The 24,470-nt window shown below is 70.7% G+C and carries 25 protein-coding genes and 2 tRNA genes; 19 read left to right on the top strand and 8 right to left on the bottom strand.

Annotation, left to right across the window (positions count from 1 at the left end):
- Nucleotides 1-10: 10 nt before the first annotated feature.
- A complete protein-coding gene (gene kynU, locus Val02_RS44730) occupies nt 11-1,264 on the bottom strand; it encodes a kynureninase (RefSeq protein WP_239153805.1) in 1,254 nt (417 codons plus the stop codon).
- A gap of 206 nt (nt 1,265-1,470) precedes the next feature.
- Here kynU and ctaJ point away from each other — a divergent pair, with 206 nt between their 5' ends.
- Nucleotides 1,471-1,806 carry an aa3-type cytochrome oxidase subunit CtaJ gene (gene ctaJ / locus Val02_RS44725; protein ID WP_203905464.1) on the top strand — a complete coding sequence of 112 codons (336 nt, stop codon included), beginning with the start codon at nt 1,471-1,473 and terminating at the stop codon, nt 1,804-1,806.
- Nucleotides 1,793-2,194, top strand: a complete 402-nt coding sequence (locus Val02_RS44720) for a DUF5130 family protein (RefSeq protein ID WP_203905463.1) — start codon at nt 1,793-1,795, stop codon at nt 2,192-2,194. The genes ctaJ and Val02_RS44720 overlap by 14 nt, the downstream gene beginning before the upstream one ends.
- Before the next feature lie 57 nt (nt 2,195-2,251).
- On the opposite strand, the gene pepN is transcribed toward Val02_RS44720, so the two are convergent.
- Nucleotides 2,252-4,804, bottom strand: a complete 2,553-nt coding sequence (pepN, locus tag Val02_RS44715) for an aminopeptidase N (RefSeq protein WP_203905462.1) — start codon at nt 4,802-4,804, stop codon at nt 2,252-2,254.
- A 161-nt stretch (nt 4,805-4,965) separates the two neighbouring features.
- Here pepN and Val02_RS44710 point away from each other — a divergent pair, with 161 nt between their 5' ends.
- The 4 genes from Val02_RS44710 (at nt 4,966) to Val02_RS44695 (ending at nt 7,530) form a co-directional block, all read left to right on the top strand.
- Nucleotides 4,966-5,583: a DsbA family protein gene (locus tag Val02_RS44710; RefSeq protein WP_203905461.1), complete on the top strand. Its 618-nt coding sequence runs from the start codon at nt 4,966-4,968 to the stop codon at nt 5,581-5,583.
- 84 nt (nt 5,584-5,667) lie between these two features.
- Nucleotides 5,668-5,853: a hypothetical protein gene (locus Val02_RS44705; RefSeq protein ID WP_203905460.1), complete on the top strand. Its 186-nt coding sequence runs from the start codon at nt 5,668-5,670 to the stop codon at nt 5,851-5,853.
- Between the two features lie 23 nt (nt 5,854-5,876).
- Nucleotides 5,877-7,058: a DUF1015 family protein gene (locus tag Val02_RS44700; protein WP_203905459.1), complete on the top strand. Its 1,182-nt coding sequence runs from the start codon at nt 5,877-5,879 to the stop codon at nt 7,056-7,058.
- A 4-nt stretch (nt 7,059-7,062) separates the two neighbouring features.
- Nucleotides 7,063-7,530 (top strand): ribose-5-phosphate isomerase, encoded by a 468-nt coding sequence (locus tag Val02_RS44695; protein ID WP_203905458.1) that lies wholly within the window; start codon nt 7,063-7,065, stop codon nt 7,528-7,530.
- Between the two features lie 12 nt (nt 7,531-7,542).
- Here Val02_RS44695 and Val02_RS44690 read toward each other — a convergent pair whose 3' ends face one another.
- Complete coding sequence (locus Val02_RS44690; protein ID WP_203905457.1) at nt 7,543-7,980, bottom strand: hypothetical protein; 438 nt, start codon at nt 7,978-7,980, stop codon at nt 7,543-7,545.
- A 22-nt stretch (nt 7,981-8,002) separates the two neighbouring features.
- Entirely contained in the window at nt 8,003-9,208 is a 1,206-nt protein-coding gene (locus Val02_RS44685; RefSeq protein WP_203905456.1) for a GNAT family N-acetyltransferase, read from the bottom strand.
- Nucleotides 9,209-9,275: 67 nt separating this feature from the next.
- Between Val02_RS44685 and Val02_RS44680 the strand changes: the two genes are divergently transcribed.
- The 4 genes from Val02_RS44680 (at nt 9,276) to Val02_RS44665 (ending at nt 14,083) form a co-directional block, all read left to right on the top strand.
- Entirely contained in the window at nt 9,276-10,814 is a 1,539-nt protein-coding gene (locus tag Val02_RS44680) for a serine/threonine protein kinase (protein WP_203905455.1), read from the top strand.
- Nucleotides 10,811-11,653 (top strand): phosphotransferase, encoded by an 843-nt coding sequence (locus Val02_RS44675; protein WP_203905454.1) that lies wholly within the window; start codon nt 10,811-10,813, stop codon nt 11,651-11,653. Before Val02_RS44680 ends, Val02_RS44675 begins: the two co-directional genes overlap by 4 nt.
- Nucleotides 11,654-11,783: 130 nt before the next feature.
- A complete protein-coding gene (locus Val02_RS44670) occupies nt 11,784-12,737 on the top strand; it encodes a hypothetical protein (protein WP_203905453.1) in 954 nt (317 codons plus the stop codon).
- On the top strand, nt 12,734-14,083 hold the full coding sequence (locus Val02_RS44665; protein ID WP_203905452.1) for a PrsW family intramembrane metalloprotease: 1,350 nt from the start codon (nt 12,734-12,736) through the stop codon (nt 14,081-14,083). The genes Val02_RS44670 and Val02_RS44665 overlap by 4 nt, the downstream gene beginning before the upstream one ends.
- 71 nt (nt 14,084-14,154) lie before the next feature.
- Here Val02_RS44665 and Val02_RS44660 read toward each other — a convergent pair whose 3' ends face one another.
- Nucleotides 14,155-14,964: a class I SAM-dependent methyltransferase gene (locus Val02_RS44660; RefSeq protein WP_203905451.1), complete on the bottom strand. Its 810-nt coding sequence runs from the start codon at nt 14,962-14,964 to the stop codon at nt 14,155-14,157.
- Nucleotides 14,965-15,634: 670 nt separating this feature from the next.
- Here Val02_RS44660 and Val02_RS44655 point away from each other — a divergent pair.
- Both Val02_RS44655 and Val02_RS44650 read left to right on the top strand, forming a co-directional pair.
- Nucleotides 15,635-15,991, top strand: a complete 357-nt coding sequence (locus tag Val02_RS44655; protein ID WP_203905450.1) for an SbtR family transcriptional regulator — start codon at nt 15,635-15,637, stop codon at nt 15,989-15,991.
- 344 nt (nt 15,992-16,335) lie between these two features.
- Nucleotides 16,336-16,476 carry a hypothetical protein gene (locus Val02_RS44650; RefSeq protein ID WP_203905449.1) on the top strand — a complete coding sequence of 47 codons (141 nt, stop codon included), beginning with the start codon at nt 16,336-16,338 and terminating at the stop codon, nt 16,474-16,476.
- 127 nt (nt 16,477-16,603) lie between these two features.
- Here the strand turns inward: Val02_RS44650 and Val02_RS44645 are convergent.
- Nucleotides 16,604-16,674 (bottom strand) — tRNA-Gly (locus tag Val02_RS44645).
- Nucleotides 16,675-16,781: 107 nt separating this feature from the next.
- Here Val02_RS44645 and Val02_RS44640 point away from each other — a divergent pair.
- The 7 genes from Val02_RS44640 to Val02_RS44610 all read left to right on the top strand — a co-directional run bounded on the left by Val02_RS44640 (nt 16,782) and on the right by Val02_RS44610 (nt 22,720).
- A tRNA-Pro gene (locus Val02_RS44640) sits at nt 16,782-16,855 on the top strand.
- A 33-nt stretch (nt 16,856-16,888) separates the two neighbouring features.
- Nucleotides 16,889-18,232, top strand: a complete 1,344-nt coding sequence (tig, locus tag Val02_RS44635; RefSeq protein ID WP_203905448.1) for a trigger factor — start codon at nt 16,889-16,891, stop codon at nt 18,230-18,232.
- 115 nt (nt 18,233-18,347) lie between these two features.
- A complete protein-coding gene (locus tag Val02_RS44630; RefSeq protein WP_203905447.1) occupies nt 18,348-18,980 on the top strand; it encodes a ClpP family protease in 633 nt (210 codons plus the stop codon).
- Between the two features lie 8 nt (nt 18,981-18,988).
- Nucleotides 18,989-19,618 (top strand): ATP-dependent Clp protease proteolytic subunit, encoded by a 630-nt coding sequence (locus Val02_RS44625; RefSeq protein WP_203905446.1) that lies wholly within the window; start codon nt 18,989-18,991, stop codon nt 19,616-19,618.
- A 289-nt stretch (nt 19,619-19,907) separates the two neighbouring features.
- A complete protein-coding gene (clpX, locus tag Val02_RS44620; RefSeq protein WP_203905445.1) occupies nt 19,908-21,203 on the top strand; it encodes an ATP-dependent Clp protease ATP-binding subunit ClpX in 1,296 nt (431 codons plus the stop codon).
- 42 nt (nt 21,204-21,245) lie between these two features.
- Complete coding sequence (locus Val02_RS44615; protein ID WP_203905444.1) at nt 21,246-21,896, top strand: GNAT family N-acetyltransferase; 651 nt, start codon at nt 21,246-21,248, stop codon at nt 21,894-21,896.
- A gap of 26 nt (nt 21,897-21,922) precedes the next feature.
- Entirely contained in the window at nt 21,923-22,720 is a 798-nt protein-coding gene (locus Val02_RS44610) for a carbon-nitrogen hydrolase family protein (RefSeq protein ID WP_203905443.1), read from the top strand.
- 4 nt (nt 22,721-22,724) lie between these two features.
- Here Val02_RS44610 and Val02_RS44605 read toward each other — a convergent pair whose 3' ends face one another.
- Nucleotides 22,725-22,904 carry a GNAT family N-acetyltransferase gene (locus Val02_RS44605; protein WP_203905442.1) on the bottom strand — a complete coding sequence of 60 codons (180 nt, stop codon included), beginning with the start codon at nt 22,902-22,904 and terminating at the stop codon, nt 22,725-22,727.
- 876 nt (nt 22,905-23,780) lie between these two features.
- A complete protein-coding gene (locus Val02_RS44600; protein ID WP_239153809.1) occupies nt 23,781-23,987 on the bottom strand; it encodes a hypothetical protein in 207 nt (68 codons plus the stop codon).
- Nucleotides 23,988-24,470: the final 483 nt, after the last annotated feature.

Raw genomic sequence — 24,470 nt, 5'->3', positions numbered from 1 at the left:
ATCGCAATGACTAGGTGATCCGGGAACGTGCGGTGGAGTAGCCCTGCCACGAGCCGCTCTCGATGATCGTGCGCAGGCGGGTGAAGCCCTCGTGCACGTCCTCGAAGCGGGTGTACAGCGGCGCGAACCCGATCCGCAGCCGGTCCGGCGTCCGGAAGTCCGGGATCACGCCCGCGTCCTTGAGCGCCTGCGTCACCTGCCACGCCGCCGGGTGGTGCACCGTCACGTGCGCGCCGCGCTGCTTCGCCTCCCGCGGGGTCGCCAGCGCCCAGCCGTGCGGCGCGATCCACTCGTCGAAGAGTTCGATGGCGTACGTGGTGAGCGCCGCCCCCTTGGCCGCGATCGCCTCGATCCCCGCCTCGGCCGTGATCCGGGCGCCCTCGATCACCGCCATCAGCCCGAAGATCTGCGGCGACCCGACCATGAACTGCTGGATGCCCGCGGCCGGTTCGTAGTCCGGCCCCATCGCGAACTGGTCCCGCTGGCCGAACCAGCCCCAGATCGGCTGCGTGATCGACGTCTGCAGGTCGGCCTTCACGTACACGTACGCCGGTGCGCCGGGGCCGGCGTTCAGGTACTTGTACGTGCAGCCGACCGCGAGATCCGCACCGGAGACGTGCAACGGCGTCGGCACCGCGCCGGCCGCGTGGCACAGGTCCCAGAGCATGAGCGCGCCGACCTGGTGCACCGCCTCGGTGATCGCCGGCATGTCGGCGCGGGCACCGGAGCGGTACGCCACGTGCGACAGGCACACCAGCGCCACGTCGGAGTCGAGCACGCCGGTCAGGTCCTCGACCTGCACGCCGTGGTCGATGTGCACGGCGACGGTGCGCAGTTCGAGGCCGCGCGCCTTGGCGAGCCCCTCCAGCACGTAACGGTCGGTGGGGAAGTTGTCGTCCTCGACCACGATCACCCGCCGGCCCGGCCGGGCGTCCAGGGCCGCCGAGGCGAGCTTGTACAGGTTGACACTGGTCGAGTCGGTGACGATCACCTCGCCGGGGGAGGCGTCCAGCACGCCGGTGGCGAGCGTGTCACCCGCCTCGCGCGCCAGGTCGATCCAGCTGTCCCAGCTGCGGATCAGGCCGGTGCCCCACTCGACCTCGACGGCGCGGCGGAGTCGTTCGCGGGTGGCGACGGGCAGCCGGCCCAGCGAGTTGCCGTCCAGGTAGAGCAGATCGTCGGCGAAGACGAACCGCTCCCGGAAGGGCGCCAGGGGATCGGCGGCGTCGAGTTCGCCGGCCCGGGAGTGCAGCGGATCAACCACTCGGGACACGATAGTGCCGTCACCGGACTGCCGTAACCCGCGTTGTGGCACCTCAGGGCGTTCTGTCGGGCAGGCTCACTCCGTCGTGGCCGCCTCGTGCGCGAAGCGTCGAAACACCCGTCACGGTGTGTGCGGTCGCGTGGGTGATCCGCCACCCCGCGATCCGGTTGTAAGCGCCCGACCGCTAACGTGAGGTGCCAGAAAGTATGTACCTGCGGCGCCTGGGGGCGTTGGACGTGTCCATCATCGAAACTCTCGTGATCTTCGTCGGGATCCCGGCCGGCGTGATCGCGTTGATCGTCGGCCTGGTGTTCGGCGGAAGCGCCCGCCGGGCCCGGCGGTACCGGCCGGGTCGGCCGTTCGACTTCACGCCGGTGTGGTTCCTGTCCGCGCCCGAGCAGCAGGTCGCGGCGGCAGCCGTCGCCTCGGACCGGCACGCCGTCAGTGGGGCCAACCGGTTGGCACTGAGCAAGGCGGAGGTGTCGGCGACTGCCGGCAACCCCCCGCAGGACGTCACGGGAGGCGCAAGTGACCGCTGGTGAGACGAGCCTGGGCACCCGGCCCGAGGCGCTCGACGGCCCCTTCACCACCCGCCAGCTGCTCCGCCTCGACGAGGCGCTGCGCGTGGCGGACTCGTCGACGGGGCTGACGTTCAGCATCTACGTCGGCGACCTCGACGAGCCGGTGCGCGGGCACGCCGAGAAGCTGCACAGCGAGCTGGCGGATCCGGCGCACTCGGTGCTGATCGCGGTGTCGCCCAACCAGCGTTCGCTGGAGATCGTCACGGGCTCGCAGGCCCGGCGGCGCCTGCCGGACCGCACCGCCAAGCTGGCCGCGCTGTCCATGACCGCGTCGTTCGGCGGCGGTGACCTGGCCGGTGGCCTGGTCAGCGGCCTCTCCCAGCTGGTGGACCACGCCGGCAAGCAGTAACGCCACGTACGCAACAGGCCCGGTCCGCGCGGACCGGGCCTGTTTTGCGCGGGAACGTTACGCCGCGGCGTCCTTGCGGCGGGCGGCCAGCGCGCGGACCACGCCGTCGCGGCCCTCGGCGATCAGCCGCCGCAGCGGCGCGGGCTGACCCTCCCGGGCGAGCCAGGCGTCCGCCAGCGCGATGCCCTCCTCGGTCACCTGGTAGGCCGGGTACGCCAGCACCATGAACTCCTGCGCCGGGTCCCCGTCGCGGTGCGTCCACACGTCGTCGGCCACCGCGAAGTACTCCGCCGCGTACGGGGCCGTCAGCGCGACCTGCGCCGAGTGCTGGAAGCCCTGGAGCATGGCGCGCTGGAGCCAGTTCGGCAGGGCGTGGTCGGTCACCAGGCGGCGCCAGGCCTCCGACTTGGACTCCGTCGTCGGGACCAGTGCCCGGGCCAGCGCCGCCTCGCGCTCACCGCTGGCGGTGCGGTCGCGGTCCAGTTCGACATCGATCCGGTCCGGGGACACGGCGCCGAGGGCCACGAGCGACTGGAGCACCGACCACCTCAGGTCCGCCTCCACCCGCAGTCCCTCGGGAACGTCCACGTCGTCCAGCCACCCCGCGAGCACCGACAGGTCCCCGCTGTCCCGCGCCGAGCCGGCGTAAGCCCGCGCCCACGCCAGCTGGAACCCGCTGCCCGGCTCGGCGGCGGCCAGGGCGGCCGCGGCGGTGCTCGCCACCTGCCGCCAGCCGATCGGCGCCCACTCCGGGTCGGCGTACATCGCCAGGGCCGCCTGCGCCTGCCGCAGCGTGGCGGTCACCAGCGTGATGTCCTTCTCGGCGGGCAGGCCGGCGCACACCAGCGTGACGTAGTCCCGGGCGGCCAGTTCGGCGTCGCGCACCATGTCCCACGCGGCCGCCCAGCAGAGGCCCCGCGCCAGCGAGTTGTCGAACCCGCCGATGTGCCGCACGACGGTCGCCATGGACCTCTCGTCGAGGCGCAGCTTCGCGTACGTGAGGTCGTCGTCGTTCAACAGGAGAACGTCCGCGGCCCGGACCCCGGCGAGCGCCGTCAGCTCGGTGCGGGCGCCCTCGACGTCGACCTCGATCCGCTGCCGGCGCACCAGCCGGTCACCCTCCAGGTCGTAGAGGCCGACGCCGATCCGGTGGGTGCGCAGCGTCGGGTAGTCCGCCGGCGCCTCCTGCACGACGGTCACCGACTCGTAGGTGCCGTCGGCCGCCCGGACGATCTCCGGCCGCAGCGTGTTGACCTGCGCGGTCTCGAGCCACTGCGCGGCGAACTTGCGCAGTTCGCGGCCGGAGGCGGCCTCCAGCGCCGAGAGCAGGTCGTCGAAGGTGGCGTTGCCCCACGCGTGCTTGGTGAAGTAGGCCCGCAGCCCGGCCAGGAACGGCTCGATGCCCACGTACGCCACGAGCTGCTTGAGCACGCTGGCGCCCTTGGCGTAGGTGATGCCGTCGAAGTTGACCTCCACGGCCGCCACGTCGGGCGTCTCGGTGTACACCGGGTGCGTGGAGGAGAGCTGGTCCTGCCGGTAGCCCCAGTTCTTGCGCACCGACAGGAACGTCGTCCAGGCGTCGGTGAACCGGGTGGCCGAGGTGTTGCACCAGTGGCTCGCCCACTCGGCGAACGACTCGTTCAGCCACAGGTCGTCCCACCAGCGCATGGTGACCAGGTCACCGAACCACATGTGGGCCATCTCGTGCAGGATCGTGTTGGCGCGCTGTTCGTACTCGAAGTCGGTGACCGGCGAACGCCAGATGTAGTGCTGCTCGGCGTGCACGATGCAGCCGAAGTTCTCCATCGCGCCGGCGTTGAACTCCGGGCTGTACACCTGGTCGTACTTGGGCAGCGGGTAGCGGATGCCGAAGTTGGCGTGGAAGAAGTCGAAGCCCTGCTTGGTGATCAGCAGGATGTCGTCGGCGTCGAGGTAGCGGGCCATCGACTGGCGGCAGAAGACGCCGAGGCCGATGCCGTCGTGCTCCTCGCGCACCTCGTGGTACGGCCCCGCGCACACGGCGGTGACGTACGTGCTCATCTTCGGCGACTTCTCGAAGGCGACGGTCTTCGCCGCGGAGGCGGGCGTCTCACCCGCCACCGGCATGTTCGAGACGACCTTCCAGTGCGCCGGCACGGTCACCCGCCAGGTGAACTCCGACTTGAGATCCGGCTGGTCGAAACAGGCGAACGTGCGCTGCGCGTCGGCCGTCTCGAACTGCGTGTAGAGGTAGATCTCCTTGTCGACCGGGTCGACCGAGCGGTGCAGCCCCTGACCGGTGGTGGAGTAGTAGAAGTCGCCGTCGACGACGAGCACGTTGTCGGCGGCGAGGCCGGTCAGCGTGAGCCCGCCCTCGGCGCTCCAGCCGGAGGTGTCGACCGGCTGACCGTTGAGCGTGACCGCGCGCAGGCGTTCGGCGGCGGCCTCGACGAAGGTGTCGGCACCCGGCTGCGAGCAGGTGAACCGGATCTCCGTCACCGACCGGAACGTGTGCTCACCGGGGTAGCCGGTGCCGTCGGTCAGGTCGAGGCTGATGTCGTAGGCCGAGACGTCGAGAAGCGCCGCCCGGCGGACGGCCTCCACCTGCGTGAGGTTGCGAACTCCGGCCACGTGCCACTCCCCATCTTCTTGCGCTGCGCGAACCCGCCGTTACGGGTTCCACCAGCGAGTCTTCCACGTCGCGGGACCCCACGCTGGACCGGGATATTGCCGGCAAAGCCGTGATACGGGCTTATGGCGGCCGAGCCCCCGTTCGGAGTACTAGTGAACCCATGACTACTGCGCACATGTGGTTCGATCCGCGCTGCCCGTGGGCCTGGATCACGTCCCGCTGGCTGCTCGAGGTGGAGAAGGTCCGTCCCCTGGAGATCAAGTTCCATGTGATGAGCCTGTCGGTCCTCAACGAGGGCCGCACCGACATATCCGAGAGCTACCGTGCGGCCAACGCGAACGGCTGGGGGCCGGTGCGCATCTGCATCGCCGCCGAGCAGAAGCACGGCTCCGAGGTGCTGCGCCCGCTCTACACCGCGCTCGGCACCCGCCGACACCTGGGCAAGCAGGCCTTCGGCCCGGAGCTGTACGAAGCGGCGCTCACCGAGGCCGGCCTGCCGGTCGAACTGGCCGCCGCGGCCGAGGACCCCGGCTACGACGACGCGCTGCGCAAGAGCCACGACGAGGGCATGAAGCCGGTGGGCCTCGACGTCGGCACGCCCACCATCCACGTCCCCGGCGCGAACGGGCAGCTGATCGCGTTCTTCGGCCCGGTCGTGACGCCGGCCCCGAAGGGCGAGGACGCCGGCCGCCTCTGGGACGGCTGCCTCCTCGTCGCCGGCACCCCGGGCTTCTACGAGATCAAGCGGACCCGGGACGCGGAGCCGATCTTCGACTGAGTCGCAACCGCGTCGCACCACCTGTCCGACCCGTGGGACCGCACCCTCGTTGAGCCGACCATCACACGAGAGGGGGCGGTGACAGTGACCACAGAAACGGGTGCGCCGCAGGTGGAGGACGTGGCGGGCAGTCACTCGAAAGCATGCTGGAGCGTGCAGGAGGTGGGCTGGAAAGACCTGGTCCCGGGCCTGTCCGACGAGGTGATCGCGCTGGTCGCGCCGCCTGTCGTGGTCTGTGCGCAGGACCTGGGTCACCGGCCCGCCGACTGACTTCGTCCCTTAGCGTTGATCCCATGACCGTTGCGCATCCCATCGCTCACGCCTGGCTGTCGACCGGGGGCACCGGCGCGCAGAACTACGACGAGTTCGCCGACGACGCCGAGATCACCGACATCATCGCCGCGAACCCGTCCAGCGCCCTGGCGATCGAGATGCCGCACCGGGCACCCGAGTCGGTCGGTGCGTCGTTCGTGGACTCGCTGCCGGCCGCGGTGGAACGCTTCGCGGCCGCGCAGCGTTCCGGCCGCTACGCGCCGGCCGAGGAGGTCGCCGCGCTCTACCGGATCACCTCGCCCGCGGGCGACGCGGCCTACGGGCTCTGGTGCATGGTCGACACCGACCAGATCTCCACCAGCGCCGCGGAGCCGGGCCTGGTGATCCGCAACGAGGACGTGTTCATCGAGAAGGTGCGCGAGCGCGTGGCGCTGGCCGAGGCGGTCCAGGCGCTGCTCTCGCCCGTTCTCCTGCTGCAGACCGGACGGGGCGAAGAGCTGCACGCGGCACTCGCCCGGGCCGCCGCGGGCGCCGGCGCTCCCGCCGTGACCGACCTCGACCCGGCCGGGCGCACCCACGAGGTCTGGGGCCTCGGCCCCGGCGCCACCCGCGACGAGCTGCTCAAGCTCGCGGGCGGCGGCGAGCTGGTCGTCGCCGACGGCAACCACCGCAGCCTCGCCGCGCAGACCGCCGGGTTCGCGCGCTTCCTGGCCGTGGTCACGACCCCGGAGTCCGTCGCCATCCAGCCGTACAACCGGCTGGTGCGCGACGTCGACGTGCAGATTCTGCGGGAACGCCTTCCGCAGGCCGTTCCGCTGGTCGACCCGACCGTCCCGGCGGCCGGTGGCACGATCCACCTGTACACGCGCGAGGGTTCCTGGGCGGTGTCGCTGGAGCGCGACCCCGACGCGCCGGTGGTCGACAACCTGGATCACGCGCTGGTCGAGCGGGTGCTGTTCCGCGACGTGCTGGACCTCGACCCGGGCGACAAGCGCATCACCTACGTCGGCGGCGACTACCCGGCGCAGTGGCTGCGCGGCGAGGTCGACGCCGGGCGGGCCGACCTGGCGGTGCTCGTCGCGCCGGTGACCGTCGACGAGTTCGTGGCCGTCAACCTGGCCCGCGACAAGATGCCGCGCAAGAGCACCTGGTTCACGCCGAAGGCGCGGGCCGGTCTCGTCGTCGCCGCTCTGGCAGGCTGATCGCATGCGCGTATACCTGGGCTCGGACCACGCCGGTTTCGACCTCAAGCAGCACCTCGCGACGCACCTGCCGAAGGTGGGCTACGAGGTGGTCGACGTCGGCCCGCACGTCTTCGACCCGGAGGACGACTACCCGGCGTTCTGCCTGCACACCGGCACCCGCGTGGTCGCCGACGCGGGCAGCCTCGGCGTCGTGATCGGCGGCTCCGGCAACGGTGAGCAGATCGCCGCCAACAAGGTCCCCGGGGTGCGCGCCGCTCTCGCGTGGAACCTGGAGACCGCCAAGCTCGGCCGCGAGCACAACGACGCCAACATCCTGGCGATCGGCGGCCGCCAGCACAGCCTGGACGAGGCGACGGGCTTCGTGGAGGCGTTCCTGGCGACGCCGTTCTCCGGCAGCGAACGGCATCTGCGCCGGATCACGCAGGTGGCCGAGTACGAGAAGGCGCGGGAGTTGCCGCCCCTGCCGTAGGGCTGCTCCGGCTCAGTGCCGGTGGCCGGGGCGGGGGAGATCCTCGCGGGGTACCCAGCCCCGGCGCACGATCGCGAGCGCGCGTTCCGCCTCGGCGAGGTCCTCGTCGGTCGGGCGGGAGGCGTCCCGCGCACGCATCGCGGCCCGAACGTTCACCTGCGACGAGCCGCCGCCGACGAGGCCGCGCAGGCCGCGTTCGTTTGACGACTCGTCGCCGCGGTAGTCCGCCCGGGGCTCCGGCGCCACCACCGGCTCGGCCGGCTCCGGATCGTGCACGCTCGCCGTCAACGCGAACGGCCCCGCCATCCCGGCCAGGTCGGCGGGGCTGGGCCGGCTGCGCGGTGCGGGTGCGGGCTCCGGCTCCGGCTCGTCGACGGGTGCGGCCTCGGGCTCCACGGCCCGCGGCCGGTCCGCCCGTCGCAGTCGCCGACGCCGCCGTTCGCCACCCATGGCGGCCACGCTACCGATGCGGTCAGAAAATCTCGATGGAGACGGGCTGGCGGGCCCACGAGAACGCCGCCGACGCCAAAGCGAGCGAGCCTTCGCTCAGCTCCCGCACCCGTCCGGCGGCCGCCAGCGCACCGAGCGCCGTCCCGCCGAGGAACGCCGCACCAAGGTCGGCGACGTCGAGGGCGAGGTCGGCCGGATCCGAGGTCGCCGCGCAGCTGGCGTTGGTCAGGCGCCAGCGTCCCGCGTTCCCCGGAAGAAGCCCGTCGCTCACCTCCAGCACCAGGTCGACGGGGACCGGGTAACGGCGGGCGGCCAGCGCGGCCGGCACGTCCACGATCCGCAGCCACAACCCGTCGGCGATCCGGCCGCCGAGCGTCTTGGGCTCGTCGACGAGAACCGTCAGCGGCTCGTCCGGCGCGCCCATGTAGGTGAGCGTGCGCATGAGGTCGACCGAGAGCAGGAACCGCCACAGCTCGGCGTACGCCTCGGGGGTGGCCGCGACGACCTCCTTGACCTCGACGGCACCCGCCGGGCCGGTGCGCGCCCAGTCGCTGCGGGTGCGCCACACCGCGTACCCGTCGCAGCCGTCGGCCGTCTCGTACAGCAGCGCGTGCCGCCCGGTGAACCCGCTGCCGGGCATGTCGTACAGGATCCGGTCCCACCAGCCCGGGGTGCGGCTGGACCAGCCCGGGCGGGTCGGGCGCACCCGCTCGTACACCTCGGTCATCTCCTTGAGCGCCTCGCCGGGCAGCGCCTCGCGCAGCGTCCCCGTGCCGCGCGGGCCGGGCAGGAAGCGCACGTCCCGCAGGTCGGCCTCGAGGTCCAGGTTGTAGCTGGCCAGGCCGTACCCGTAGCGCTGGTAGATCCGCGCCTCGCTGGCCCACAGCACCGCGATCGGCTCGCGGCGCGCCTCGTGCAACTCCCGCAGCTGGCGGTGCATCAGCTCGCGCAGGATGCCGCGCCGCCGGTGCGTCGGCAGGACGGAGACCCAGGTGACGTGCGCCGCGGGGAGCACCGCGCCCGGCACGGTCAGGTCGCGCGTGTAGGCGCCGGCGTTGCCCACGATCTGCTCGCCGTCGACGGCGACGATGTTGCGCGCGGGCTCCGCGAGCGCGATCGACAGCCGGCTGAACCCCTCGTCCCGCTCGCTGCCGAACGCCCTGTTGATCACGTGCCGGATGGTCGGGAAGTCGTCCGCGGTCGCGAGGCGGAACCGGATGTCGCTCACAGACCGTTCCTAGCGCGCGGGTCACCGGACCGCGAGGCATTTACCGCCTCGGTAGGGTGGAACGGTGATGCGGGGCGGGTTGGAACTGGTGTGCGGTCCGGTCAGCCCCCTGCCGGAGACCCACCAGCGGTACCGCCTCGTCGAGAAGCTCGGCGCGGGCGGCCAGGCGGACGTGTACCGCGGCGTGCGGGTCACCGGCGGCGTGTCGTCGGCCCCGATGACGGTGAAGATCTTCCGGATCGACCCCAACCGTTCGCTCGCCGACGAGCTGCGCTCCTGGGACAAGGGCGACGCCGTCCTCATGGACCTCAACAACCGGGGCGTGCCGCACATCTGCCGCCGCTCCGACGGGTTCTACGGGCCGCCGCCGCACCGCTCCGGCGAGCGGCCGGCCACCGGCGACGCCGTCCCGTACCAGGTGTACGAGTACCTGCACGGCGTCAACCTGCGCGAGTACGTGGCCCAGCGCAACACCTGGCAGGGCAGCCGGATCAACGCCGTCACGGCCCTCGCCACCCTGGCCGGGGTGCTGCGCGACCTGCACCACCCGCAGTCGTTCGGGGCGACGCCGGTGCTGCACATGGACGTCAAACCGGCCAACGTGATGGTGCTGAGCGACGGCGGCATCCGGCTGATCGACTTCACCGGCGCGCGGTACTGGCGCTCCGAGGAGATCACCCAGGTCTCCTACACGCCGGAGGCGGGCGGGCCGGAGGCGTTCGACGGGGCGCGGGCCGTCACGCCCGCCTACGACGTGCACGGGTTCGGCGCGGTCGCGTACTACCTGGTGACCGGCACCTACCCGCGGGTGGAGAGCGCGCGGGGGATACCCGACCCGCCGCCGTGGTCGGTGTTGCGCCACCATCCGATGCTGGAACGGTCACCCCGGCTGCGGGACCATCTCCAGGCAGCCGTCGCCGACCGGCCGGCCGACCGACCCGACACCCGCGAACTCGACGGTTGGGTGGCTCATTTGGGACAGTTGGTCCGTTCGTACGGGGTGCCGGACATCGGGGTCGACTGGCACGACTCCGACTCCCCACCGGCCACTCAGCAAAGGAGCGAGATGCAGCCGCACCAGGAGCAGCCCCGGACCCGCGTGCACCAGCAGCCGGCCACCGCGCCGGTCAACCTGCAGCGCGAGCAGCCCATCCGCGGCCGGGCCGTCGTTCCGCCGCCGCGCCCGCGCCGCGACGACACCGGCGTGGTCGTCGACCCCGTGCACGCCGAGCCGCCGCCGCTGCCGTGGCACGCGCCGGTCGACGAGGACCCGCGCACCCTCAAGCTCGGCTGGGAGTACTCCGGCATCGGGGCGGCGTTCGCGTTCATCTGCTGGGGGATCTGGGCCACCTCCAGCAGCAGCGGCAACCTGAGCGGGCCGCTGGTGATGTTCCTGGTGATCCTGGCCGTCGCGGCCGGCCTGTTCGCCCTGTCGCGGCTGGTCGGACGGCTGGTGCTGGTGCAGCGCCTGGGCCGCACCCGCCGCACGGCCCGCGTCGCGCACGCGGTCACCGGCGGGTTCCTGGCGATCGTCGGGTTGACGTTCCTCCAGCAGACGTCGTGGGTCATGTCCGCGGTCACCTGGGTCCGCGATCTTTTCGGGTGAACGTCGATGAGCTCGACCTGGGTCGTGCCGTGCCGCTCGGCTTTCGCAGTGCCCGCACCTGGCGCCTGGACACTCCGGACGGGCGCTTCTTCCTGAAGGAGGGCGGCGCGCTCACGACGTTCGACCGGGAAGTCGAGAAGGCCGGGGTGGACGTGCCGCGACTCCTCGGGACGACCCGGAGCGTGCGGGTCTACGAGTGGATCGACGGCCGCGACCTGACCGCGGACGACGACGTGTCGGAGTGGCTCGGGACGACGTTGGCGCGTTTGCACGCGATCGCCCCGCTCGAGCGCGCGGAGCCCGAGGTGTACGGCGTCCACGACCGGTGGGAGGAACTTCTCGCCGAGGGCTCCCGGCGCGGCCGGCGCTGGGCCGGTCCGCTGCGCGCCGGGCTCCCCGCCCTGCTGGCGACGGTCGAGTGGATCAGCGGCGTCTTCGCCGCGTCGGGCCGCTACGTCACCACCCACCGCGACGTCGAGCCCTGGAACGTCATGATCACCCCGACGGGTCCCGTGCTGATCGACTGGGACGCCGTCGGCCCGGACAGCGCACCGCTGGAGGCGGCCCACGCGGCCTACGCCTTCGGCGCCCCGCGACGGGTGGCGGACGCCTACGAGGCCGCCGGGGGAGTGCCGCTGCGGGCGTCCCCGGACCTGCTCGTGCGGCGGATCGGGCTGCGGCTCAGCCGGCTGACGGAACGGCTGGAGATGTCGCTGGGGACCGAGCCGCTGCGCGCGGAGGAACTCGAATCCGTCGAGCGCCGCGCCGGCGAGCAGATCGAGAGCATTCCGTCGTTCGTGGCGGAACTGCGCGAGCAGGGGATGCGCTTCCGCCGGTGAACGGGACCTGTGTCGCGTGCGGGCACGCCTGGAGGCTGTTGCCCGACCCCCGAGCCGCGGGTTTCCCCAGATCGACGTCCGCCGGTATCTTGCGTGCGGCAGATGCGGTGGTTGATCAACGGGGGGTGTCGTGGCACTGCGCACGCGCGTGGGTCACACGCTGCGCTGGGGCGGCCTGGTGGCCACCGTCGGGTCCGCCGCGGTGCTCGCGACGCTCGAGAGCGGGGACTGGCTGACCTCCGGCAACATCCGCCATCAACCGGGCTACATGCACTTCGACACCGGTGCGCTCAGTGCCGACGCCGGCGACTTCGTCCGGTACTTCATGGTCGGCGCGCTGCCGTGGAGTGCGGTGGTGGCGCTGACGTCGATCTCCGTCGGCGTGCGCGGGCCGTCGATCCGGCTGGTCGCGTTCCTGCTGCCGCTCCTCGGGGGCATGGTGCTGCTCGCCGACGCCGGCGACAAGACCGGGTGGCGACTGGAGTACGTCGACGACGCCCGGGATCGCGCGCTCGTGCAGGACAGCGCCACCGTCGCCTACGCGGCCACGGGGTTCCTCGCGCTGGCCGCACTTCTTCTGCTGTGCCGGCTGCACGTCGTGTACTCGGCGATGCTGGTCGTCGCCTACACCGGCATCGCGGCGTACCACCTCGCCGGCGCCGCCGCCCTGGAACGGCAGTTCGGCGGCGCGGGGCAGGTGCATGTGACCTCCGCGCCCCGCGACTACGCCGTCGCCGCAACCGTCGCCGCCGTCAGCGCGGCCGTCGCCACCGTCGGTTCGGCCCTGCTGCCGAAGCTGCGGCCGGAGAAGAAGCTCCTGATCGTGCGCTTCTTCCTGCGGACCGGCCGGTTGACCAGGGAGTTCGTCGAGAGCCTTCGGATCGGGCTGACGCCGGTCCGTCAGGTGCCGGGCTACGAGAGCCGGCCGCACTTCCGGGTGCTGCTGCTGGCCGGCCTCGTCGGGATGCTGATGGGCGGCGTCGCCGTCGTCCTGGCGTTCGCGCTGCGCCATCCCGTGCCCGATCCGCCCCGGACCTCCAGCCAACCCGCCGGTGCGGCGCAGCTGACGGGAGTCGCCCGATGAACCCGCCGTTCGTCGGGCCCGACCGGTCGTGGCAGCGGGTCTTCTACATCGTGCAGTGGATGGCCGTCGGGTTCCTGCTCGCCGCGCTCGTGTTCCAGGTGCGGCCGGGGCGTGGGGCGTTCGAGGAGCAGATGTCGGAACTGCTGCGGGTGCTGATGCCGGGGGTGGCGACGGTCTGGGTGTCGTTGCTCTTCAGATGGTGGTTCGCGGGTCGACGTTCGCCCGACGGGGTGCTGCCGCGCAGGTTCTGCGTCTCGGTGGTCGTGGCGCTGCTCGTGCCGTTCGTGGCGGGGCCGGTGATCGCGCTGGTGTCCGCGCCTTCGGCGGTGCTGGCGTGTGTGCCGCCGACGGCGTTCGGGCTGTGGCTGGTGTACCAGGTGCAGCGGCACCGGCGGGTTCCGGTTCGGCTGTACCTGGCGGTGTTCGGCTGGGGGGCGCTGGTCGCCGCGGGCTACGCGCACGAGGTCAACGAGCTGTGCCTGCAGTCCGCGGGGGCCTACCTGCGGGAGTTCAGCGATGCGACCCTCGTCCGGCCGCTGTGCGGGATCAACGCCGGCCCCGTCGAGGAACTCGCCAAGGGCGCCGGGATCGCCGTCGCGTGCCTGCTGGCCAGGCGGCGGGTCGACGGCATCGTCTCCGGCATGGTGCTCGGGGCGGCCGTCGGGCTCGGGTTCAACCTGACGGAGACGGTCACCCACATGACCGGCGCCGACTCGGCCGCCACGCAGTACCTGGTGCGCCAGTACCTCGACCTGTTCGCGGCGCACACGGTCTTCTCGGCGGTGTGCGGGGCGGGCATCGGCGCGGCGTGCCAGCTGCGCGACCCGCGCCTGCGGCGCACCGCCATCGCCTGCGGCGTCGTGGCCCCGGCCGGCTGCCACGCGCTGTACAACGTGGTCGTCGGCCTCCTGCCACGGAACTGGGTCCTCGTCGCGCTGCCGCTGGTCACCCTGATCGTCCAGGGCCCGCTGATCGCGATCGCCGGGGTGCTGCTGCGCCGCGCGCTGCGCAGCCAGGGCGCCGGCCTGTCGGCGGAGCTGTGGGCCGAGACGGCGGAACCGGCGGCCGCGGTCACCCCGGCGGAGGCGGAGGCGCTGGCCAGCGCGTCGCGGCGCCGGGCCGAACGGACGGCGGCCCTGCGCCGGGGCGGCTGGGCGGCCTATCGACAGGTACGGCGGCGGCACGCGTTGCAGCTGGACGTCGCGGCGCTGCGGTGGCACCGCTCACGCGGCGACGCGCCCGCCGAGATCGTCGAACCGCTGCTGTTCGCGCTCCGGGTGCGGGTGAACGGGCGGGAGATCCGGCCGCCGGAGGCGCCGCGACTGCACGCGGGCGTGGAAGCGTAGGCCCGCAGGGCCCAGCGGTGCGGCCCGGGAGGCAACGGTAGTGCCCCCGACGGACCCGCGAAATGCTGCTGTCAACGCACACCCCAGAGAATCCGGCAGGCGTACGGCAACCGGTACGAACCGTCCGCCTGCCGATACTCCGTGACCAGGTCGAACATTGTCTCGCGGACGTGAGCCAGCTGCGCGGTGTCAAGATCACCCGCAACCGACCGCAGGAACATCGGATCGTCGGCGAACGCCCACAGCCGCGCCTCGTCCGCGAATCCGACCGACCAGCTGAACAGCTCGCTGCGCACGTCGGCGAACCCGGCCTCGCTCAGCCAGGCCTCCCGCCGCCCGGGCATGGCGAAGTGCTCCTGCCGCTCCAACGCCGCCACGACCGGCGGGCGCAACCACGGCCGCAGGGCCGCGGCCAGCGCGTACGACACGATGTTCTTGCTGCCCGCGTCCCAGGTCGCGATGACGAACCGACCGCCGAGCCGCAGCACCCGGGCCACCTCCCGGGCCTCGACCCGCGGATCGGGCACAAGACTCAGCACCCCGAACCGCGACACCACGGCGTCGACACCCCGGTCCTCGATGCCGAGGCCGAGACTGTCCATGACCTCGAAGCGCACGTCGGGAAGGCCTTTCGCGGCGGCCTTCTTCGCGGCGACGGCGGCCATGGCGGGTGCCGCGTCCACGCCCCGGAGCCGTGCTCCCGGGTTGCGGGCCAGGAGGGTGAGGCCGGGTTCGCCGGTGCCGCAGGCCAGGTCGAGGAGTTCGGTACCGGGGGTCAGCGGGCCGAGGTGGTCGGCGATGCGCTCGGTGACCGGCTCCAGGATGGGCAAGATCCGGTCGAACTTCGCGGCGAGTTCGTCGAAGTCGAAGTCTTTGTCCACGCGGGGGCCTCCGGAGGGGATCGTCGATCTCTGTATCAGGATTCCGGGGATTTTCCTCGGGCGTCGATTTCGGCGGGGAAGTCTGGGACAGCGGTTAGTGATCGGATGCTTTTCGGGTTCACCTCCTTGGCGGGCGACCCGTGCGGTGAACGGCCGGCTCGGTCGGGTCATCGCATTCCTCGGCTAAGCGCTTTGCACCCCGCCGAGACCGTGGTGGGAGTGCCGTGGGTCCGAGTCGGCGACGATCTTGCCGGTGACCTGGGCATCTGTCGACGGATCCGACGGGCGGAGACCTGTCCAGGTATCGGGCGGGTTAGCTTCCATTCGACGTCGCCATCGGATGCGACTCCGCCTGGTTCCGCCCTGTTCCATGACGTTGAATCGGCGTTCGGCTAATTGTGAAACGAGGCGATCCGGAGCCGTGGCTCCGTTTGTGCCGGAAATTCGACTGATGCGCTCGCCCCGAATTGCGACGTCGATCGGGACAGCCGGAGAGCCGATGTTGTGCGTAAACTGCTCGCAACAATCAGCCGGTTGATCTCGGCGTTCCCTGCTCATGCTCGAGCGATCACCGCGCTCGGACGCGTCCCGAAACGGAATCCGCATCATTGCGGCGCGTCGGAACGTCGTACCGGCACCTCGCGACCAAGAACGCGCTGTGGAGGCGGATATGACGGGTCAGCTCGAACAACTGACGAGTGACGTCGTCGCTCTGACGAAGGAGAGGGACGCGGGCAAGGCACTGGGCGACTTCTTCGTCAAGCTGGTGTTGCACCACCCGGAGGAGGCGACGTTCGCCGCGTCCGGAGAGGACTCCTCGCTGCGGCAGGCGCTCGCGGTGCTGCTGCAGCGGGCACAGCGTGGGGGCACGATGCGCAAGGACATCGGCGTGGACGACCTGCTCCTGTTGGCCGTTGGCGCGGTCGCGGCGGTCGGGCACGCGGGTGAGGACGAGTCGGCGAGAAGACGGACCGTCACGGTGTTCCGGGACGGGTTGAAGGGGAGGCGGTTGTCCCGGGGGCGGTAGCCCTTGGCGCCGCGTGCCGTTGGTACCGCGGCCGGCGAGGAACTTCTTCGCAGGCCGCGGTACCGGTCGGGAGCCGGGCCGCGTACTCGCCAGATCCTCGGTGTGTCCTTCGAGCCGTGATTTCCGGCGTGCGGGGAAGTGGGAGGAGACGCTCCGTCGGTCGCTCTCCACTCCGACGATCTACGTCACACGGGCAACACGATCGCGGCGGCGTCCGGGGCGAGCACTTGGGAGCTGATGCACCGGATGGGGCGCTCCTCGAGGCGGGCCGCACTGGTCTACCAGCACGCGACCAGCGAGCGGGATTGGGAGATCGCGGACGGGATAGGCCGCCGGATCAAAAGGTGACGAGGAAGGCCGTCGCCAAGAACTCGGACAAGAAGGACAAGAAGTCCCGGACCAAGAAGGTGGTCGGAAGGGCGGGGCCGGCGCGTGAAGCGGAGGGCGGACTCGCGAAGCCGAAAGCCGACCGGGCGGGGAGCTGAGGAGTCGGGCCGGCGAGGGCGCGCCCAGGTGGCACGGCCGGGGCTAATGGCCCGCAAGATTAAACCGGCGGCAAAGAAGAAGGCCCAGGTGGGCTGTTCAAGCCGCTGGCCTGGACCTTTGGAAGAGAGCGGGCGACGGGAATCGAACCCGCACAATCAGTTTGGAAGACTGAGACTCTGCCATTGAGCTACGCCCGCGCAGCCACCCTGTCCGGGCAGCGCGTAACAGAGTACCCAATCCACCGAGGGCCGCGCACGGCCCCGCCACCGACGTACCGTCGTGACCGAATACACTGCACTCGCCGCGGGGTGTGGCGCAGCTTGGTAGCGCACTCGCTTTGGGAGCGAGGGGCCGTGGGTTCAAATCCCGCCACCCCGACTTGATCAACAAAGTAGCCGAGGAGAAGAACCTGTGGAAAGCACCGTCGAGATCCTGAGCCCGACTCGGGTGAAGCTCGCTATCGAGGTGCCGTTCGCCGAGCTCCAGCCGAGTCTGCAGAAGGCGTACCGGGAGATCGGAGCCCAGGTCAACATCCCCGGCTTCCGTCGGGGCAAGGTACCGCCGGCCGTGATCGACAAGCGGGTCGGCCGTGGCGCGGTGCTCAACGAGGCGGTGCAGGAGGTCATCCCGGCGCAGATCGTGGCCGCGGTGCGCGAGCACGACGTGAAGACGTTGGGCCGCCCGGCCGTGGAGATCACCGAGTTCTCCGACGGGGAGCCGCTGAAGTTCACGGCCGAGGTCGACGTGCGGCCGGAGATCGTGCTGCCGAAGCCGGAGGACATCGCGGTCGAGGTCGAGGCCGTGTCGGTCGCCGAGGAGCAGATCGACGAGCAGGTCGACGCGCTGCGCGAGCGGTTCGCGACGTTGAAGACCGTGGAGCGCCCCGCCGACAACGGCGACTACGTGCAGATCGACCTGGCCGCCACGGTCGACGGCGTCGAGGTCGAGGGCGGTACCGCCACCAACGTGTCGCACGAGGTGGGCAGCGGCAAGCTGCTGCCGGGTCTCGACGAGGCGCTGGTCGGCATGTCGGCCGGTGAGGCGAAGTCGTTCACGAGTCAGCTCGTGGGCGGCGACCACGCGGGCAAGGACGCCGAGGTCTCGGTGACCGTTCGCTCCGTGAAGAGCAAGGACCTGCCGGCGCTGGACGACGACTTCGCGCAGCTGGCGAGCGAGTTCGACACGCTGGAGGAGATCCGCAACGACCTCCGCGAGCGGCTGCTGCGCGTCGCCCGCCTCGAGACGCTCTACACGGCGCGGGACAAGGCGCTGAAGGAGCTGGTGGCGGCGACCGACGTTCCGTCGCCGGAGACGGTCGTGCAGGACGAGGTCGAGAGCCGCAAGGAGTCGATGCGCAGCCAGCTGGAGCGCGCCGGCGCCACGCTCGAGGACTACCTCGCCGAGCAGGAGAAGACCGAGGAAGAGATCGACGAGGAGCTGACCGAGGCCTCCCGCGAGGCGGTGCAGATCCAGTTGATCCTGGACGCGTTCGCCGATGCCGAGGATGTGCAGGTCAGCGACGACGAGTTCGGTCACGAGGTGGTGCACCGCGCGCAGCGCGCGGGCGTTCCCCCGCAGCAGTATTACGACCAGCTGGTCCAGGCGGGCGCGGCCGGCGTCGTCTACGGCGACGTCCGTCGCGGCAAGGCTCTTGCCGCGATCCTGGACCGCGTCGTCATCACCGATTCCGAGGGAACGCGGCTGAGCCTGGCCGACCTCCGCGGTGAGGAAGAGGAGCACGACCACAACCACTGAGCCCGGACGGGTACGGGGGCCGGTGCGCTGACAGCGAAAAGCGCTGACGCTGCCGGTCTCCACCCGTTTCAGCGGTTAGTGTCGGCGTATCAAGACTTTGAACTGAAGGGGTGCCATGACCGACCTGCACATTCCAGCGACGCCGGTCGCTCGCGGTGCTGGCATTGACCTGGCCAGTCTGGATGACTCGGTGTACAACCGCCTGCTCAAGGAGCGCATCATCATCCTGGGCAGCGAGGTCAACGACCAGGTGGCCAACCGCATCTGCGCGCAGCTGCTGCTGCTCGCCGCGGACGACCCCGAGCGCGACATCAACCTGTACATCAACTCCCCGGGCGGTTCGGTCTACGCCGGGATGGCGATCTACGACACCATGCAGTTCGTCTCCAACGACGTGGCGACGATCGGGATGGGCATGGCCGCGTCGATGGGCCAGCTGCTGCTGTGCGCCGGTACGCGGGGCAAGCGTTACGCCCTGCCGCACGCGCGGATCATGATGCACCAGCCGTCGGGCGGGATCGGTGGTACCGCCTCCGACATCGCCATCCAGGCCGAGCAGATGCTGTACACCAAGCGGATGTTCCAGGAGCGGGTGGCCGCGCACACCGGCCAGTCGCAGGACCAGATCGAGGCGGATTCCGACCGCGACCGTTGGTTCACCGCCCAGGAGGCGCTGGACTACGGGTTCATCGACCACGTCGTCACCGGGGCCCGCCAGGTCCCCGAGGGTGCCGGTACTCGGAGCTGAGGACGGATATGGAAATTCACAACCGCTACGTTCTGCCGTCCTTCGTCGAGCGCACGTCGTACGGGGTCAAGGAGTCCAACCCGTACAACAAGATGTTCGAGGAGCGGATCATCTTCCTCGGCGTCCAGGTGGACGACGCGTCGGCCAACGACGTGATGGCCCAGCTGCTGACCCTCGAGTCGGCGGACCCGGACCGCGACATCACGATGTACATCAACTCGCCCGGCGGCTCGTTCACGGCGATGACGGCGATCTACGACACGATGCAGTTCGTGCGGCCGGACATCCAGACGGTCTGCCTCGGGCAGGCCGCGAGCGCCGCCGCGGTGCTCCTGGCGGCCGGCACGCCCGGCAAGCGCATGGCGCTGTCCAACTCGCGGATCATCATCCACCAGCCGGCCACCGAGGGCGGCTACGGTCAGGGATCGGACATCGAGATCCAGGCCAAGGAGATCCTGCGGATGCGGACGCTGCTGGAGACGTTGATCTCGCAGCACAGCAACCGGGCGATCGAGCTGGTCCGCAAGGACATCGACCGGGACAAGATCCTGACGGCGGCCGAGGCCAAGGAGTACGGCCTCGTCGACCAGGTGCTCAGCAGCCGCAAGAAGACGCTCGCGTCCACCGCGTCCAACTGAGTATCAGCGGTACGGACTGTCGTCCGGTTGGCCGGCGAGCCTGGCCAACCGGACATTCCGGCCGAGAGGCTATAGGACAGCGCCGCGTCGCGCCGACAGTTCCGGCAAGAGGTTTCAAAGACACCCCCCGTAGAGGGGTCGGAGTTGCGACTCCAACCAGGTAACGTCGTCAGGAGCGGCCGGCAGGCCCGCTGAATCTCGCCCTCGGGCGCGGTGAGCATCTCGCCTTCGGGCGCAGCAGGCAGAGACCGGGCCACGAGGTTCGGCCAAGAGTGCAGGGAGACCGTAGGTGGCACGGATCGGCGACGGTGGCGACCTGCTCAAGTGCTCGTTCTGCGGCAAGTCGCAGAAGCAGGTGAAGAAGCTCATCGCCGGTCCCGGCGTGTACATCTGCGACGAGTGCATCGACCTCTGCAACGAGATCATCGAGGAAGAGCTCGCGGAATCGGGCGACGTCAAGTTCGACGAGCTGCCCAAGCCGATGGAGATCTGCTCCTTCCTCGACCAGTACGTGGTCGGTCAGGACCAGGCGAAGAAGGCGCTCGCCGTGGCGGTCTACAACCACTACAAGCGCATCCAGGCGGAGTCGGCCGGCGGTCCCAGCGACAGCGTCGAGCTGGCCAAGTCCAACATCATGCTGATCGGGCCCACGGGCTGCGGCAAGACGCACCTGGCCCAGACGCTGGCGCGCATGCTCAACGTGCCGTTCGCGATCGCGGACGCCACCGCGCTGACGGAGGCGGGCTACGTCGGCGAGGACGTCGAAAACATCCTCCTCAAGCTGATCCAGGCCGCCGACTACGACATCCGGCGCGCGGAGACCGGCATCGTCTACATCGACGAGGTCGACAAGATCGCGCGCAAGTCGGAAAACCCGTCGATCACTCGGGACGTCTCCGGCGAGGGTGTCCAGCAGGCGCTGCTGAAGATCATCGAGGGCACCGTCGCCAACGTTCCACCACAGGGTGGGCGTAAGCACCCGCACCAGGAGTTCATCCAGATCGACACCACCAACGTGCTGTTCATCTGCGGCGGGGCCTTCGCCGGCCTCGACAAGGTGATCCAGGCACGGGTGGGTAAGAACGGTCTGGGCTTCGGTGCCAACCTCCGTTCGATCTCCGACAAGTCGGTCGATGACAACTTCTCCGAGGTCATGCCGGAGGACCTGCTCAAGTTCGGGCTGATCCCGGAGTTCATCGGGCGGCTGCCGGTGATCACCAGCGTGCGCAGCCTGGACCGCGAGGCCCTGGTCAAGATCCTGAGCGAGCCGCGCAACGCGCTCGTCCGGCAGTACCAGCGGCTGTTCGAGCTCGACGGCGTGGAGCTGGAGTTCGAGGCGGAGGCGCTCGCGGCCATCGCCGACCAGGCCATCCTGCGCGGCACCGGTGCCCGTGGCCTTCGGGCCATCATGGAAGAAGTGCTTCTCTCCGTGATGTACGAGGTCCCGAGCAACCCCAACGTCGCGCGCGTGCTCATCACCCGCGAGGTCGTGCTCAACAACGTCAACCCGACGATCGTCCCGCGGGACTTCACGTCGCACCGGGCCGGCCGTCGCCGGGCCGACCGCGAGGAGAAGTCGGCCTGAGGCCGCCTCAGCGGGACGCACAGCCGCTGACGTTCCACGATCATGGTCTCGGGTAGCCCGACGCCCTCGTCCGCCCCTGAGCGCCTCGAAGAGGTGCTCGCCGCGGTCGAGGACGGCGTGTATCCGGAGCCGGACGGCGCGGTTGTCGCCGTCCCGGCCGTATCCGGCGCGAAGGCGGGCGTGGTGGGGTTCACCGGGCGGGTCTACGTCGTCGGGGTCGACCAGGCGTTCGTCGACGCGCGGTTGAGGACCTGGGACCTGGGACACGCGTTTGTGCCGCCGTTCCTCGCCGATCTCGTCGACGCCTTCGGGGTCGCGCCGGAGTCCGTCGACATGCTCGGCCTCGCGTCGCCGCTGCCCGGCCCGCCGCCCCTCGCGCTGACCCCGATCGAGGACCGCGATCACCCTCGCGTCCGTCGCGCGCTGGGCTACCGCACGGAGGTCCGTGTGTGGAGCTGTACCGGCGGGACCCTCATCCTCGGACGGGGGCTCGCCGGCCGGCGGGAGATCGCCCTCGAGGTCGACCCGGAGCATCGGGGCCGTGGGCTCGGCCGGGCACTCGCCACCTCGGCGCGTCACCTCACCGACGGTCCGTTGTGGGCTCAAATCGCTCCAGGGAACGCCGCCAGCGTCCGAGCGCTTCTCGATGCCGGATTCCGCCCGGTGGGCCAGGAAGTGCTGCTGGTCCGGTAACGGCGCGGCGCCGTACGCTCGCTCTCATGCGCATCGCTGTCTGCCAGCTCAACAGCCGCGACGACCGGGACGCCAACCTGAAGGTCGCCCGTGACCTGCTCGCCCGTGCGGCCGACGGCGGGGCCGACGTGGCGGTGCTGCCGGAGTACACGGACTACCTGGGCCCGGGCCGCACGACCCCCGCCCCCGAACAGCTCGGCGGCCCCTACTGCGAGTTCTTCGCCGAGGCGGCCCGCGACCTGGGTATCTGGGTGCTCGCGGGCTCCTTCCACGAGGAGGGGCCGGACAGCGAACGTACGTTCAACACGATGCCGGTTTTCGACCGCACGGGCACCCTGGTCGCGGCCTACCGGAAGATCCACCTGTACGACGTGGAGATCCCCGGACGGGTGTCGTACCAGGAGTCGAAGACGGTCGCCCCCGGGACTGAACTCGTCGTCGCCCCGGTCGAGGGCGTGCCGTGGGGCCTGTCGATCTGCTACGACCTGCGCTTCCCCGAGCTGTATCGCGGGCTCGCGATCGCCGGCGCGACGGTGCTGGTGGTGCCGGCGGCGTTCATGCAGCACACCGGCCGGGACCACTGGGAGGTGCTGCTGCGTGCCCGCGCGATCGAGAACCAGTGCTACGTGGTGGCGGCCGGCCAGATCGGGGACCACGACCCCGGCCGGACCTGCTTCGGCCGCAGCATGATCGTCGATCCGTGGGGGACCGTGCTGGCACAGGCGCCGGACACGGTCGGGGTGACGTTCGCGGAGCTCGACCTGAGCCGTCTCGACCGCATCCGTCAGGAGCTGCCGAGCCTGGCCAACCGCCGCCTCGACTGACGGTTCACCCCGTGAGATCCCACTCGCGGGCGTCGCCCACCCGCCGGTAGCCGATCCGTCGGTAGATGGCGTTACTCGTGGGATTGGCGAGATCCGTGTAGAGGTTGAGCGCGACGGCGCCGCTGTCCAGCGCCCACTGGCTCACCCCGGCGACCGCGCTGCTCGCGTATCCACGTCCGCGCATGTCCGGCGGGGTTTAGCCGGGTGCGATGCGGATCACGCCGCCGGCCGGAGGGCTGACGCCGACCAGCCTGGACGGTCCGTCGTCGTCCCAGAGGCCATAGAAGTCCGTCGCGCTCCAGGCCGCGGTCCACGATCGCTTCGACGTCCGGTTCGGGATCCTGTGGAACGGCTTCTCGAGCGAAATCCCGCCACCAGTGCACAAGGATCGCGCGGTCGTCCCCGCGGGCCTGCCGGAACCGGACCCGAGACCCCGGTAAGGCCGGGACCCGCAAGGTGCCGGCCGGCGGCCGCTGCTGCCTCGGCCGGCATGGCCGACAACAGCGGGATGCCGGGACGGGTCCAGACGACCACGCCCACCAGCTGCCCACCGTCGACGACCCGGATCCATCGCTGCCCTCCCACACCGGCGAACGCCCGGCCAGCCGCGCGTCGAGTACCGCGCGCACCAGGCTGTTGAGCACGGGCGCACGCTCGAGCCACGGCACCACCCGCGCGGCGAACGTTTCGGGATCGGGTTCGTCGACGCACTCCACGCCACCATCGTCCGCACCCCGTCGAACCCCATTACGCGCGGGAGACCCGCCCGGTTCCTTCGGCGCGGGGCCGCTCCGCCGGAGTCCGTCCGCGAGGGGGAGCCTGCGGCGCCGGCGGACGCGGGGCGCATGCCGTGGAGCCTGAGGCCGTCTTCAGGTGGGGTTATCCGTCCGGCGAGGCGGGCGGTCGCGGTGCCGGCGGGCATGGGTCGCAGGCCGTGGGGCCTTCTGCGCGGCCGAAGGCGGCACGGCGGAAGGTGGCTGTCGGGATGCGCGGCTGAAGGCGGCGCGATGGGAGGTGGTGCTCGGGATGCGGCCCGGCGGAGGTTCGACCGGGGGTCGGCTCAGCGGGATGCCGCGATGACGCCGATGGCCATGAGGCCGAGCAGCGCGGTGCCGGTCACGACGATCGCGGTGTTCATCCGGGACCGGCCGCGCCCGGCGAGCTTTACCGCCGCCCCCAGAACGAACACCAGGACGGCCACACCGAGGACCAGTTGCCAGAAGGGCAGCAGGAGACCGAACAAGGCGTCGGCCGACAAGGACGGCACCTCGCCATTCAACGTCACGGCGCGAGCCGGCGCACGTCCGGCCGGGCGGCTACCGCCACTCGGCGTCATCACGGAGCGCCGTTTAGCCCTGAAATGAACGGGTATGGAACCCCGATTTGACGTTGGGGTAGCGGACCGCGTAACTTTCTCTGCGTCGCGGGGCACCGGACAAAACGGCCGAAACGGCCGGGATGGACGGCCCGATGACAACCGGGCGGTGTGGAAGTCTCTCCTGAAACGGGGAGTTGCGGACACGAAGTCGACCGGGTAGAGTTACCGAGCCAGGCAGGAGCCGGGCGGGCTTGAAAAAGCCGGCCGGTCTGCCGAATCTCTCGCAGTCACCCAGCTTCCGATCTCAGGTCGGTTAAAGCGTGCTGCGGTCTGGTAGCCCAAGCAAGTCTCACGAAAATTGAGACTTGACACGGGAAACCGGATGTGTAAGATAGAGGGGTTGCTCCGAACGGGGTGGCCAACCTAGCAAGA

It is taken from the genome of Virgisporangium aliadipatigenens, assembly GCF_016863615.1.
Lineage (GTDB): Bacteria > Actinomycetota > Actinomycetes > Mycobacteriales > Micromonosporaceae > Virgisporangium > Virgisporangium aliadipatigenens.
The sequence above is the reverse complement of the archived record's forward strand: the minus strand, read 5'-3'. Positions and strand labels throughout refer to the sequence as shown.

Bases quoted from the DNA above. Each gene is read 5' to 3' on its own strand.
- ctaJ (WP_203905464.1), top strand. From the start codon at position 1,471: ATGTACCTGCGGCGCCTGGGGGCGTTGGACGTGTCCATCATCGAAACT.
- Val02_RS44710 (WP_203905461.1), top strand. From the start codon at position 4,966: ATGACTACTGCGCACATGTGGTTCGATCCGCGCTGCCCGTGGGCCTGG.
- Val02_RS44700 (WP_203905459.1), top strand. From the start codon at position 5,877: ATGACCGTTGCGCATCCCATCGCTCACGCCTGGCTGTCGACCGGGGGC.
- Val02_RS44695 (WP_203905458.1), top strand. From the start codon at position 7,063: ATGCGCGTATACCTGGGCTCGGACCACGCCGGTTTCGACCTCAAGCAG.
- Val02_RS44690 (WP_203905457.1), bottom strand. From the start codon at position 7,980: ATGGGTGGCGAACGGCGGCGTCGGCGACTGCGACGGGCGGACCGGCCG.
- Val02_RS44680 (WP_203905455.1), top strand. From the start codon at position 9,276: ATGCGGGGCGGGTTGGAACTGGTGTGCGGTCCGGTCAGCCCCCTGCCG.
- Val02_RS44665 (WP_203905452.1), top strand. From the start codon at position 12,734: ATGAACCCGCCGTTCGTCGGGCCCGACCGGTCGTGGCAGCGGGTCTTC.
- Val02_RS44655 (WP_203905450.1), top strand. From the start codon at position 15,635: ATGACGGGTCAGCTCGAACAACTGACGAGTGACGTCGTCGCTCTGACG.
- Val02_RS44630 (WP_203905447.1), top strand. From the start codon at position 18,348: ATGACCGACCTGCACATTCCAGCGACGCCGGTCGCTCGCGGTGCTGGC.
- Val02_RS44625 (WP_203905446.1), top strand. From the start codon at position 18,989: ATGGAAATTCACAACCGCTACGTTCTGCCGTCCTTCGTCGAGCGCACG.
- Val02_RS44615 (WP_203905444.1), top strand. From the start codon at position 21,246: ATGGTCTCGGGTAGCCCGACGCCCTCGTCCGCCCCTGAGCGCCTCGAA.
- Val02_RS44610 (WP_203905443.1), top strand. From the start codon at position 21,923: ATGCGCATCGCTGTCTGCCAGCTCAACAGCCGCGACGACCGGGACGCC.
- Val02_RS44605 (WP_203905442.1), bottom strand. From the start codon at position 22,904: ATGCGCGGACGTGGATACGCGAGCAGCGCGGTCGCCGGGGTGAGCCAG.